The 12,787-nt window shown below is 68.9% G+C and carries 10 protein-coding genes and 1 pseudogene; 9 read left to right on the forward strand and 2 right to left on the reverse strand.

Features of this window, described 5'->3' with window-relative positions:
• Positions 1 to 36: 36 nt before the first annotated feature.
• Complete coding sequence (locus GEV10_05580; GenBank protein MQA77941.1) at positions 37 to 1,380, reverse strand: MFS transporter; 1,344 nt, start codon at positions 1,378 to 1,380, stop codon at positions 37 to 39.
• 330 nt (positions 1,381 to 1,710) lie between these two features.
• Here GEV10_05580 and GEV10_05585 point away from each other — a divergent pair, with 330 nt between their 5' ends.
• On the forward strand, positions 1,711 to 2,424 hold the full coding sequence (locus GEV10_05585; GenBank protein MQA77942.1) for an FCD domain-containing protein: 714 nt from the start codon (positions 1,711 to 1,713) through the stop codon (positions 2,422 to 2,424).
• Between the two features lie 451 nt (positions 2,425 to 2,875).
• On the opposite strand, the gene GEV10_05590 is transcribed toward GEV10_05585, so the two are convergent.
• Positions 2,876 to 4,570: a thiamine pyrophosphate-binding protein gene (locus tag GEV10_05590; GenBank protein ID MQA77943.1), complete on the reverse strand. Its 1,695-nt coding sequence runs from the start codon at positions 4,568 to 4,570 to the stop codon at positions 2,876 to 2,878.
• 278 nt (positions 4,571 to 4,848) lie between these two features.
• On the opposite strand from GEV10_05590, the pseudogene GEV10_05595 reads away from it, so the two are divergent.
• The 8 genes and pseudogenes from GEV10_05595 (at position 4,849) to GEV10_05630 (ending at position 12,785) form a co-directional block, all read left to right on the forward strand.
• Positions 4,849 to 4,974 (forward strand): annotated as a pseudogene (locus GEV10_05595) (N-acyl homoserine lactonase family protein).
• Positions 4,975 to 5,439: 465 nt separating this feature from the next.
• Positions 5,440 to 7,344: a bifunctional homocysteine S-methyltransferase/methylenetetrahydrofolate reductase gene (locus GEV10_05600; GenBank protein ID MQA77944.1), complete on the forward strand. Its 1,905-nt coding sequence runs from the start codon at positions 5,440 to 5,442 to the stop codon at positions 7,342 to 7,344.
• The gene (locus GEV10_05605) at positions 7,341 to 8,693 is read left to right on the forward strand and encodes a hypothetical protein (GenBank protein MQA77945.1); all 1,353 of its coding nucleotides are present in this window, start codon (positions 7,341 to 7,343) and stop codon (positions 8,691 to 8,693) included. Before GEV10_05600 ends, GEV10_05605 begins: the two co-directional genes overlap by 4 nt.
• Positions 8,694 to 8,727: 34 nt before the next feature.
• On the forward strand, positions 8,728 to 9,483 hold the full coding sequence (locus GEV10_05610) for a TetR family transcriptional regulator (GenBank protein ID MQA77946.1): 756 nt from the start codon (positions 8,728 to 8,730) through the stop codon (positions 9,481 to 9,483).
• A 50-nt stretch (positions 9,484 to 9,533) separates the two neighbouring features.
• Entirely contained in the window at positions 9,534 to 10,721 is a 1,188-nt protein-coding gene (locus GEV10_05615; GenBank protein MQA77947.1) for a hypothetical protein, read from the forward strand.
• Between the two features lie 20 nt (positions 10,722 to 10,741).
• Complete coding sequence (locus GEV10_05620) at positions 10,742 to 11,242, forward strand: acyl dehydratase (GenBank protein MQA77948.1); 501 nt, start codon at positions 10,742 to 10,744, stop codon at positions 11,240 to 11,242.
• 50 nt (positions 11,243 to 11,292) lie between these two features.
• On the forward strand, positions 11,293 to 12,228 hold the full coding sequence (locus GEV10_05625) for a hydroxymethylglutaryl-CoA lyase (protein ID MQA77949.1): 936 nt from the start codon (positions 11,293 to 11,295) through the stop codon (positions 12,226 to 12,228).
• Entirely contained in the window at positions 12,225 to 12,785 is a 561-nt protein-coding gene (locus GEV10_05630; GenBank protein ID MQA77950.1) for a hypothetical protein, read from the forward strand. The genes GEV10_05625 and GEV10_05630 overlap by 4 nt, the downstream gene beginning before the upstream one ends.
• Positions 12,786 to 12,787 lie beyond the last annotated feature (2 nt).

A 12,787-nucleotide genomic window follows, 5' to 3' on the forward strand; every position in this document is an offset into this window, starting at 1 on the left:
AGTACGGGCAGTGCGTCGCGACAGCGGCAGTCCCGGTCACACGCGTGCCCGTATCGGCCGGCGCACGTAGACGGCGAACGTGACGACCATGCAGACCACGTAGAAGACGAGGAAGGCGACGAAGGCCGGTGACCCGGACGCGAAGCTGAGGAACGACTGGCGGAACGCCAGGTTGATGAGCACGCCGCCGACCGCGCCTATCGCACCGCACAGACCGATCAGCGAGCCGGCGGCGAGGCGGGCCCACCTCCTCGCGTCCTCGGGATCGACGCCGGCCGCGATCCGGTCCTGCGCCTTGGCCGCGAAGATCGACGGGATCATCTTGTACGTCGAGCCGTTGCCGATGCCCGTGAGGACGAACAGCACGATGAACCCGACGGTGAACACGGTCAGCGAGTCCCGCGCCGACCCGACCAGGATCACCGCGACGCCGCCGATCATCAGACCGAAGTTCCAGAACGTCACCCGGGCGCCGCCTGCCCGGTCCGACAGCCAACCGCCGAACGGCCGGGACAGCGACCCGAGCAGCGGCCCGAGGAAGGTGACGGCGGCCGCCTCGAGCGGAGTGCGGTCGAACTGGTTCTGCAGGACCAGCCCGAACGCGAAGCTGTAGCCGATGAACGAGCCGAACGTCCCGATGTACAGCAACGACATGACCCAGCTGTGGCTGTCCTTCATCACGCCGAACTGCGCGCGCACGTCGGACCTGACGCCCGCGATGTTGTCCATGAAGCGTGCTGCCGCGAGGCCCGCCAGCACGATCAGCGGCAGGTAGATCATCGGCAGGTACTCGGGGTGGCTCGTTCCCGCCACCGCGACGACGACCAGCCCGACGATCTGAATCATCGCCACGCCGAGGTTGCCGCCCCCCGCGTTCAGCCCGAGCGCCCACCCCTTGCGCCGCTCGGGGAAGAACATGTTGATGTTCGTCATGGACGACGAGAAGTTCCCGCCGCCGCAGCCGGCGGCGACCGCGACGAGCAGGAACACCCAGTACGGCGCGTCCGGCCGCGACACGACGAGCGCGGCCAGCGCCAGGGGCACCAGCAACAGGAACGAGTTGACGATCGTCCAGTTCCGTCCACCGAACCGCGGCACGGCAAGCGTGTACGGCACGCGCAGGACGGCTCCGACGAGTGCCACCATCGAGGTGAGCAGGAACTTCTGCGCCACGTCGAGCCCGAACCCGTTCTCCGGGGTCATGAAGAGCACGAGCATCGACCACATCGTCCACGTGGAGAAGCCGAGATGCTCGGAGAATATCGACGCCCAGAGATTGCGGTTGGCGATCCTGCGTCCGGTGACCTCCCAGAACCGCGCGTCCTCGGGGTTCCAGTCGGCGAGCCAACGACCACGGCGTCGTCGTTCCTGTGTCGACACGACGTCAGCGGTCATCCCGCCTCCTCACACGACTTCGGTCACTCGACCTCGGGTCTCACGACCGTAGGAGGCGCGTGTTGCGTGCCCGTGATCCCACGTAACTTCTGTGAAACACCGCGCTCACACCCGGGACCTAGCGCGGCGTGAGGCCGGCTCCCCACCACGTCCCGCAGGACCGACAGGGCGGCACGGGTAGGTCGTCTCCGTCGGCGCTCAGAGCAGTTTCCTGCTCAGGGGTGACGGCGCTGCGTTGCCGGCTGGACGCGGCGTCACACGTGGTCTGGCCGTCGGGCTATCATACGATCGCATCCATACCGTCCAGGAGGCCTCATGGCGACCCGGAAGTCTCTCAGGGTCGAGCGCGTCCCGGCGCCCATCCGGTCCAGGGTCACCGACAACCTGCGCCGCGCGATCATCTCCCGCGAGTTCCAGCCCGGTGAGCGCCTGATCGAGCGTGAGCTGGTCGAGATGACCGGCGTCTCCCGCACGAGTATCCGTGAGGCTCTGCGAGAGTTGGCCGCCGAGGGCCTGGTCAGCACGACTCCGAACAAGGGCACCGCGGTGACGACGCTCAGTGCCAAGGAGGCCTCTGAGTTGTACCAGATGCGCTCCGTGCTCGAAGGGCTCGCCGGGCGGCTGTTCGTGGAGAACGCCACGGAGGCGCAGAAGAGGGCGCTGGCCAAGCAGGTGACCAAGCTCGAGAGGCTGGCGAAGAAGGGGGCGCGAATCCTCGACGCCAAGGACGAGTTCTATCGGATCCTGTTCGAGGGCGCCGGGAACGACACCCTGCGCGCGACCGTGTCCAGCCTGCACGCTCGCGTGACGTACCTGCGGTCACTGTCGTTGTCGACCAGCGGGCGGCCGCAGGACAGCGTCGTGGAGCTGCATGCGATCGCGGATGCGGTCATGTCCAACGACGCCGGCGGTGCCGAGAAGGGCTGCTCCGAGCATGTCGAACAGGCCCGCCTGGCCGCGATGCTCGCGCTGGAGTCGTTGGAGCCGACGGCAGACGGGCGCAAGGCCGGCAGGTCGTCGAAACGCTGAACGGCGTGAGTTCAGCGTACGGAGAACGATGCCGGCGTGGTCGATCTCGGACAACGCGGTCACGTCGGCCGGAGCCTTGGTCGTGTGCGCGAACGATCCCACGTTGAGGAAGCAGATCACCCGCGTGGCCGCGTGCGGCAGGATGTGCACGGGAAAGACGCCGACGTCGGCGATGCCGACCGACCCGGCGTCGACCACCGTGGTGACCCCTGACTGGACGCCGACCTCGTCCGGAGGACAGCACCCCATGCCGACGCTGGCGGTCGCGGCGCCGTGCGCTACATGCGCGTGCACGTCGACCAGGCCGGGCACGACGGAGCGACCCGGTCCCGACGCGTCGATCACCTGGCCGGCTTGGCTCGGGTCGACGGCGGGAGCGATCGTCGCGATCCGACCACCAGCGATCCCGATGTCCATGGGAGTGCGGCCGTCTCCCGTCAACGGTCGCGCCTCAGGCGCCGGCGAGTGGAGCCTCCGCGGCGATGTCGGTGTGCACGTCGATCACCACGGGCCTGTCGGCCTGCATGGCCCGTTCGAACGCCAGGGGCAGCTCGGCGGGCTTGTCGACGCGGATGCCGACCGCGCCCAGGTTCTCGGCGACCTTGGCGAAGTCCACCGGTTCGAAGGTCCACATCTCGCGCGACCGCGGCGTCGCCTGACCGTCGTACGCCCGGTCGAACCCGCGCTTGCTCTGGTTCCCCGAGTCGTTGTTGTTGACCACGGTGATGCTGTTGATCCGCCAGCGCACCGCGGTCTCGATCTCGGCGAGGTGGTAGTAGATCCCCGAGTCGCCCGTGAACACGAAGGTCGGACGCTCGGGTGCCGCTGCCTTCGCGCCGATCCCGGCGGGGAACGCCCAGCCGAGATGACCGGCACTGCGGAGGTAGTCCTGCTCGGTCGAGGTGACGTCGTGGAACTCGGCCATCCACATGCCTGCGTGCCCGGTATCCACGACGACCACGGCGTCGGCGGGCAGGGACGTGGTCAGCTCGCCGCAGAGCCGTTCCGGTCGGACCGGCACGTCGCTGCTCGTGAGCACCTCACGGTACTGGGCCGCCCAGTCCGACATGAGCGTGTCCACCCGCGCCAGCCAGCCCGACCGAGCGGGCCGGTCCATCCCGTCGAGCAACTCCAGCATCCGCCGCAACGCCGTGCGGGCATCGGCGAGCACAGCGACCTCCACCGGATAGTTGCGCCCGATGTGCTGCGGCTCGATGTCCAGCTGGACCGCCTTGCTGCCGAGCGGCGGGACCGTCCAGAAGTGCGTGGTCATGCCGCCCGTCTTGGTGCCGACGAAGAACACGAGATCGGCGGCGGTGACCGCGTCGTTCGCGCACTGGCGTGAGTACGTGCCGCAGACCCCCACCGACAGTGGATGGGTGCCGGGAATGACGTCCTTGCCATTGGCGGACGTGGCGACGGGGACGGACAGTGCCTCGGCCAGTGCCACCAGCTCGGCGCCCGCCCGCGACGAGCGCACGCCACCGCCGGCCACGATGATCGGGCGTTCCGCGGCCGCCAGCGCGTGCAACAGCGCGAGCAACGACTCGTCGTCGGCTACCGGGCGATACGCCGGCACTTCGGCGAACGACGGCTCGACCACCGCCTGCAGCTCGCCCGTGCGGCCGTCCAGCTGACCTTCGTTGCCCTGGACCTGCAGGTGCACCGGACCTGGGTGCCCGGTGGTGGCCACCCGGAACGCGTGCCGGAACATGTCGCTGAACCGGGACACGTCGTCGATCGACCCGTTGAACTTGGTCACCTGGTCGAACGCGGGCAGGTCGTCGACCTCTTGGTAGACGTGGCGGAACTTGGTGGCCGGATCGCGGCCCCCGGTGATGGCGATGACCGGAGAACCGGCGAGGAACGGTTCGCGCAGGCCGGCGCAGAGGTTGAGCGCGCCGATGACCTGCGCAGCGCACACGCCGGGACGATGTGCGACCCGCGCGTACCCGTCCGCCATGTAGGCGGCCGACTTCTCTCCGTGTGTCGTGATCCGGGAGATCTGCGGTTGCCGGCGCTCCATCTCCGCGAAGCTCCGCCGAATCACGGCAGGGACCTGGAAGATGTGGGTGACTCCGTAACCGCCGAGAGTGTCGGCCACTACCGAGGCACCGGTACGGGAGCTCGCCGTGCTTTCGGACATCGCGTGGTCCTCTCGACGACATGTGGCACCGACGGTGCCAAGCGCGAAACATCGACCAAATTGTACGACGAGCCTACCATCAGCCGACCGGACGCGAGGCGTCTCGGAGCACGACGGGAGCGGCCGTGTACGAGGTCATCGCCTTGCGATACGGGACCCGCCGGACGATGAAGAGCGATGTCTACCTGAACTACGACATCTACGCCGAGCAGTCCGACATCGCCGAGCTTCGCCGTGCGGCGGAATAGGACTGGATCGAGCTGTTCGCGGACTCGTACGAGCTGGCGCCGGGCATCGCCGTGATCGAGGTCGGCGGGCACACACCAGGGCAGCCGGTGCTGCAGGTAGCGACCCCGTCCGGCCCGGTGCTCGTGGCGTCGGACGCGGTGCACTACTACGAGGAGCTGAACCTGGGCCGGGCCAGGAGGCGGCCGACGAGCTCGCCTGGATATTCGCGCCGTTCGCCACCAAGGTCGTCCCGATGGGCCGGGTGGGTGTCGGGCACACCATGAAGCTGCTGAACAACCTCCTCAACGCGATCGCCCTCTCGGCCACCGCGGAGGTGATGGTCACCTGCGCAGCTACTACGCCTTCGCCGGCGCGCAGGTGGCGACGGCGAACGCCGAGGCGGCGGTGTACTCGCCCGACGCGATCCGTCGCGCCGTCGCCGACTACGCAGCGATCGGCATGACCGAGCTCACCTTCGCCCCGACCCGGCCGGACCTGGCGGAGATCGACAGGCTGGCCGACCTCATCCTGTGAACTCGTCACCGCGCCAGGGGGTGGAGAGGTCGTCCGATTCGCGGTGACTCGGGGTTCTTCTCCCGATCGCGTCGGCGCGGTACCGTGAACGCATCGGCTGAAGGGTCGTGACGGTTGCCGTGAACGTCCATGTCGATGCCGACCGCGACACCGAGGACACCCGCGTACGCGTGCGCCGGATGTTCTCCGAGAACGTCGTCGTGTGCGACGGCGCGATGGGCACGATGCTCCACTCCACCGGGGTCCCTCTCGACCGTGCGCTGTGCGAGCTGAACATCTCCCAGCCGCGGCTGGTACGCGACCTGCACGCCGCGTACGTCGCCGCCGGCGCCGAGATCATCCAGACCAACACCTTCAACGCCAACCGGATGCGACTGGTCCGAGTCGGCCTGGAGGACAGTGTCGTCGAGATCAACATCGCCGGCGCGCGGTGCGCGAGGGAGGCCGTCGAAGACAGCGGTCGCCCCGTACTCGTCGCCGGGTCGGTCGGGCCGGCACTGAGCGCGACCTGGGTGCCCCGTCCCCCTGGCGACGCGCGCGCGTCCACGCTCCGCGAGCAGATCGCCGCGCTGGCCGACTGGGTCGACCTCGTCGTGCTGGAGACGTTCGGCGACATCGAGTCGCTGGCCCAGGCCGTCGACATCGCCCTCGACGAGTGCGACCTGCCGATCGTCGCCCAGCTCACCTTCGGCGACGACGGCCGCACGTTGCGCGGTGAGGATGCCGTCGCCGTGGCCGAGGCGCTCGGCGGGCTCGACCTCGCGGCGCTCGGCGCCAACTGCGGTGTCGGCCCCGGGGCGCTGCAGCCGGTCGTCGCCGACCTCGCGCGGCTGGCCACGCTGCCGATCTCGGTCCAGCCCAACGCAGGCGTCCCGCGACGGCTGGGACGTCAGGTCCGCTACGTCCACGACACCGAGTACTTCGCCGAAGCCGCGCGCCAGTTCGTCGCGGCGGGCGCCACCGTCGTCGGCGGCTGCTGCGGCACGACGCCGGCACACGTCCGCGCGATCGCCAAGGCGGTCGCGTCGCTGACGCCCACCCGCACGCTGCCACCGATCCAGCAGCCGACGACCGCGACGGTTCGGCCGGAGATCGTGGCCGCGGAGGTCGACCACCCGAACCGAGCGAGCTGGCCACCGGCCGACCAGTTCGTCGTGATCGCGGGCATGCAGCCACCACGAGGCGAGGACATCGCCGGCTTCGTCGAGTACGCGCGCGAGCTGGAGGCAGCGGGCGTCAACGCACTCGCCATCACCGAACCCGCGCCGCCGATGGCGCGGATCAACCCCGTCGGCGTGTGCGTGGTCCTGCAACAGAGCGCCCAGGTCGACGTCCTGCTCCCGGTCGAGACCGCGGACCACAGCCTCGCGGCGCTGCAGGCGGACCTCCTCGGGGCCCACGCCCTCGGCCTGCGCACCGTGGTGTGCCGCACGGGCTCGCCGCGCGGTGTCGGCGACTACCCCGACCCCGGCCCGTTGTGGGACGTCGACTCGGTGCGGCTGATCGCGGCGCTGTCCGGGCTCAACGAGGGGATCGACTGGCGTGGCGTCCCGATCCCCGACTGCACCGAGTTCGTCATCGGTGCCTCGGTCAACACCTCGGCGGCCGAGCTGGACAACGAGCTCGACCGCGCCGAGGAGAAGGTACGCGCGGGCGCGCACTTCCTCGTGACCGACCCGATCTTCGACCCCGAGGAGGCGCAGGAGGCGTTGTCCGCCCTGCGCCAGCGCGGGGTACGTATCCCGGTGATCGCGACCCTGGCGCCGTTCGAGGACGCACGGACGATCGAGCGGCTGCGGCACGAGCTGCCGGAGGTGGCACAGCGCACCACGCCGCTCGCCGTGGTGACGAACGATGGCGCCGGACCCCGGTCGGAGCTCGATGTCGCGGTCGAGATCGGGGACAAACTGCGCACCCTCGTCTCCGGCGTCACGATCCACCTGCCCACACCACCCGACCCCCGCGCGATCCGGCTCATCAGGCGCCTCGTCGGGCCCGGGAGCGGAGCATGAGCAAGAGCCGCGTCGAACGAGCCAGGGACCCGGCGGAGGAGCCGGGCAACGGCCACCAGGAGCCACCCGAGCTCTCCGACATGGTCACCGGCCTGTCGCGCCAGAACACCGTCTACCGCCGCACCCTCGAGGTCTGCGACGAGCTCGCCGACGCCGTGCTCGACGGCGTCGACCCCGTCGAGCTGACCCGCGTCCTCGCCGACCTGGTGGACAAGCGGATCGTGTTGATGGATCCGGCGTTCGTTCCCCGCGCCGAGGCCGGGGCCGACGACGACAGCGCCGCGCTGCGCTGGGACCGGTCGGACCCGAGCATCGACCGCCTGCTGCGGGCGCTCGTCGTGAAGCGCCGGCCGCTGCGGGTGCCGTCGGTGCCCGGTTCGCTGCTCGAGCAGGGTTGTCTGATCACGCCGATCGTCGTCGGTGACGAGCCGCTCGGCTACCTCCTCGTCCTCGACCGGGCCGGCGACTCCGAGCCCGACGACGTCGACCTGCTGACGGCCACGTACGCCGCCACCCTCTTCGCGCTGACGCTCGCCCACGAACGCACCAGCACCGAGCTCGGCCTCCGCTATCAGCGCGCGATCGTCGACGCCCTCACCTCGGGCCACTTCCTCGACGCCGACGACGCACGGCAGAAGGCCCGCGCGCTCGGCCTCGACGAGGCGGTCGGCTGCCGCATCGGCGTCGTCCACGTCGACCGGCCCGAGTCACCGCGTGACGTCGACGCGGTCGCTCGACGCCTGTCGGCGGCCCTGCCGCGAGCGGTCGTCACGACGCACGAGTCGCGCATCGTGCTGATCCTGCCCGACCAGGCTCCACGCATGGGCGAGGGCCCGTCGCCGACACCGACCGCGTCGCTGTCGCGACTGTGGGAGCGGCTCGCCAACGCGACGAACGCCACCGTGACCTGCGGCCTGAGCGAGCACCTGACACACCCGGAGCACGCCCCGCACGGTCTCCGCCAGGCCGAGCAGGCGGTCGACCTCGGCATGCGGCTCGGCCGGGTCGGCCAGCTCGTCCGCTACGACGACCTCGGCATCTACCGCCTGCTGCTGCGCATCGGCGACATGAGTGAGCTCTGGCGGTTCGCCGACGACGTGCTCGGACCGGTCATCGAGTACGACACCACCCACAAGCTCGACCTCGTCAAGACGCTCTCGGAGTACCTGCGCCACCAGGGCAGCCTCAAGCAGGTCTCCCGCAGCCTGCACGTCCACCCGAACACGGTCGCGTACCGCGCCCAGCGCATCGAGAAGCTGACCGGCCTCGACCTCGCCGACCCCGACGACCGCCTGCTCGCGCACGCCGCGGTCAAGATCGTCGAGGCCCAGCGCGCCGTCGACACCTGAGGAGCGTCCGTTCACCCCTGGCTCAGCAGCCGCCATGACGATCAAAAAAAAGTCAGTCTTGACTGATTTGATTTCTGCGACTTACGGTGCTGCCATGGCCAGTGAGGAAGCGCGCCAGCCGAAGCAGGCTCGCAGCGTCGCCACCCGGGAGCGGTTGTTGGACGCCGCCGTGGAGTGCCTGATCGAGTACGGGTACGCCGGTACGTCCACACCGCTGGTCTGCAAGCGCGCCAACCTCTCCAGGGGTGCACAACTGCATCACTTCGCCACCAAGGACGAGCTGCTGCTCGCCGCGATGGAGCACCTGGCGAGGCGCCGCTTCCAGGAGCTCAGCACCCGGGCACGGAAGATCCGCAAGACGATGTCGGACGACCCGGCCACGCGGATGCGCACGGCGATCGACCTGCTCTGGACGACCTTCTCCGCGGACCTGTACTTCGGCGCTCTCGAGCTGTGGGTGGCCGCACGCACCAACCCGACGCTGCGCGCCGAGGTGCATCGGATCGAACGGCACCTGGGTAAGGAGGTCCAGGCGCTCTTCCACGACCTCTTCCCGAGTGAGATCACGGACTCGCGCGAGGGAACCGAGGCGCTCCGCGCACAGACGTACCTGCTCCGCGGCCTCGCGCTCACTCGCCTGCTCCGGGACGGGCCGGGCGACGAGGAGAAGATGCTCGACGTCGCGGCGAAGCTGCTGACAGATGTGGCCGCCCCGTCGGCCGCCACCACGACGCGAACCGGAAAGACCAAGCCGCCCAAGAAGACACAAGCCCGGACGGGCACGAGCTAACAGCCGAGCCACACTGCTGCCCACCAGCGGAGTTCGAAGGAGAACCGACGATGGTGTCTACCAACCATGCCTCCGACAGGTCAGAACGGGGAATCAGTAGGCGCAGTCTCTTCGGCGGCGCCGGAGCGCTCGCCCTGGGTGGGGTGGTCACCGCATGCGGCGGACCGGCAGCGCAGTCCACATCGAAGTCGAAGGTGACGAACTCTGACGGCAAGAAGCTGCGCCGCATCACCTTGAGCTACGGGGTGCCGACCCTCGACACGACCACCGCGTGGTTCGGTGCGATCCCGCGCGCTCTCGGGTTCTACGAGCAACACGGGCTCAGCGTCGAGATCGAGGGCCTGCAAGGTGGCACGGCATCGGTCGCGGCGCTGACGACGAACCGTTCGCAGCTCGCGACGCAGAGCACGCAGGTCATCTTCACCTCGGTCGACCGCGGGGTGGAGCTCAAGGGCGTCATGTGCCAGATTCCCGGCGACTTCATCGGTATCGCCGTGAGCGACTCGAGCCCGATCACCGAGGAGTCACAGCTCGCCGACTACCTGCGCGGCAAGACGATAGGCACCAACGCGATCGGCGGCAGCCCGGACATCGAGGTCCGTGCGGTCGTCAAGCACATGGGTCTCGAACCGGACAAGGACGTCAAGTTCCTCGCCGTCGGCACCGGAACCCCGGCCCTGCACGCGCTGCAGAAGGGGCGCGTCACCGCCCTCGGGCTGTGGGCGATGATCTACGCGAACTTCGAAGCGCAGGGCACGAAGCTGCGGATCTTCCGCCCCGATCCGCTGTCCAAGCTGGGATTCCAGCACGCGACAGTAGCGACGCAGGCAATGGTGGACGACGACCCCGAGCTGGTCCTCTCGTACTGCAAGGCGGTCGCCAAGTCGCTGGCCTTCCTCAGCGCCGCGGATCCAACCGAGATCGTCAAGCTGCACTACCGCCTGTACCCGGCCGCGAAACCGCAGGGCATGTCGTCCGCACGTGCCGTGGAGATCGGGACCAAGGTGCTGAAGAGCGTCATGCCGTACCTCGAGCTCGACAAGCGGATGCAAGAGGGTCAGCTGCTCGGGGACATGGAGGACTCGAAGATCACGGCCGTCGGGGAACTGCTGCGCGGTGCCGACACGATCAAGAAGGTCGAGACGCCGAGCGCCTACTTCACCCGCCAGTTCCTCGAGGAGGCCAACGACTTCGACCGCGACGCGATCGTCGCGCAGGCGAAGAAGTTCTCGGCGTGAGACGTGAGGGTGGAGGCGTGATGCGACAGCGACACTTCGAGGACGTCGAGGTGGGCATGGAGCTGACCCCGGTGACCAAGGGCCCGATGACCAGCATGCACCTCATGCGGTGGTCCTCGGCGATCGAGAACTGGCACCGCATCCACTACGACCGCCCGTTCGCCACCGACCACGACGGCCTGCCCGACGTGCTGGTCAACGGTTCGTGGAAACAGCACGTGCTGGCTCAGCTGATCAAGGACTTCGCAGGCCCGTCGGGCTGGCCGTTGAACATCTCGTTCAGCTACCGCGGCATGGACGTGCGCGGCGCGACCATCACCGCGTACGGAGAGGTCAGCGGGCGTCGCGAACTGGCCCGATGGGGGGTCGTGGAGTGCACCATCGGCATGCGCAACGAGAACGGTGATGTGACCACGACGGGAACGGCGCACGCGCTGCTGCCGCGCCGCGACGGTCCGCCGGTGCCGTATCCGCTGCCCCCGTCGCTGATCGAGCAGGCCACGGACGGTGCGGCAGCGTGAGTCGAACGAACGACAACCGATCCGAGCCGGGAGCTGAGAGGTGGGCACAGATGAACGTGGACCGTGTCGAGCTGCATGAGGTCGGGCCGCGGGAAGGTTTCCAGTTCGAAGGGATCGGGCAGCCGGACAAGATCTCCACGGCGCAGAAGGTGGAGCTGGTGGAGGCGCTGGCGCAGACCGGGCTACGCAAGATCCAGGTGACCAGCTTCGTCAGTCCCAAGCACGTGCCGCAGATGGCCGACGCGGACGACGTGTCGACGCAGGTACGCAGCTTCCCCGGGGTCGCGTACGACGCCGTCTACCTGAACGACAAGGGCCTCGAACGTGCCATTGCTGCCGGCATCTACGAGATCGACGGGCACGTGAGCCTGACGGCGAGCGAGACGTTCTCCAAGCAGAACCAGCGGCGTGACATGGCCGCGGACATCGAGATGCAGCGCAAGCAGCTCACGCTCTACCGGGACCACGGCATCCCGGTGCGGTCCGGCACCTTGATGGCGGCGTTCGGTTGCAACTACGAGGGCGACATCTCCGTCGAGCGGGTGCTGGAGTGCGTCGGGATCATGCACGACCTGGCAGCTGAGTTCGACACCCAGATCGACGACGCGCTGCTCGCCGACACCATGGGCTGGGCCGACCCCGACCAGATCAAGCGGGTCATCGGCGCGGTACGCGAACGCTGGCCGGCGATGTCGGTCTCCCTGCACCTGCACGACACCCGAGGCACAGGGATCGCCAACGTGTACGCGGCGCTCGAGACCGGTGTCACGGCGTTCGACTCGTCCGTCGGCGGCCTGGGCGGGTGCCCGTTCGCGAAGACGGTCGCCGGCAACGTCGCGACCGAGGACATCGTCTTCATGTGCGAGCGGATGGGCATCGAGACCGGGGTCGACCTGGGCAGGCTCGTCGAGGTCGTCAAGCTTGCCGAGGAGATCGTGGGCCATCCGTTGCCCGGCAAGCTCGGCCACGTCTACGCGGCAGCGTGACCATGGTCGCCGAACAGGTAGCCGTCACGGACTACATCACCGCCGAGGTGCGTTCGCTGATCGGGCGCAAGGGCGAGACGATGGTCGCGTCCGATCCCGTCGACCGCAGCTCCGTACGGCGGTTCGCGCAGGCGATCATGGACGACGACCCGCTCTACTGGGACGAGGACCATGCGGCGAAGTCGCAGTACGGCCGGATCATGGCGCCGCCGCTGTTCCCACTCCACGCCCTGCGCAGACCAGGCGGGACATCGGATCCGCTCGACCGGTCGTTCGAGGACTCCGACTACGACGGCGCCGGCGACGTGCTCGGCCGGATGGGTCTGCCTGACGTCCCCATCCCACAGCAGCGGTTGCTCAACGGCGGCAACGACGTCCGGATCCTCGGCCTCGCCGGAGTCGGCGATGTCATCGTCACGCAGAGCGCCTACGAGGACATCTACCAGAAGAACGGGCGCAGCGGCGCACTGATCTTCGTCGACATCGTCACCGACTACTGGGTGCAGCAGGATGGCACCGCACTGCTGCGCAGCCGCCAGGTCTTCATCTGGCGGTAGAC

It is taken from the genome of Streptosporangiales bacterium (genome assembly GCA_009379955.1).
Taxonomy (GTDB): Bacteria; Actinomycetota; Actinomycetes; order Streptosporangiales; family WHST01; genus WHST01.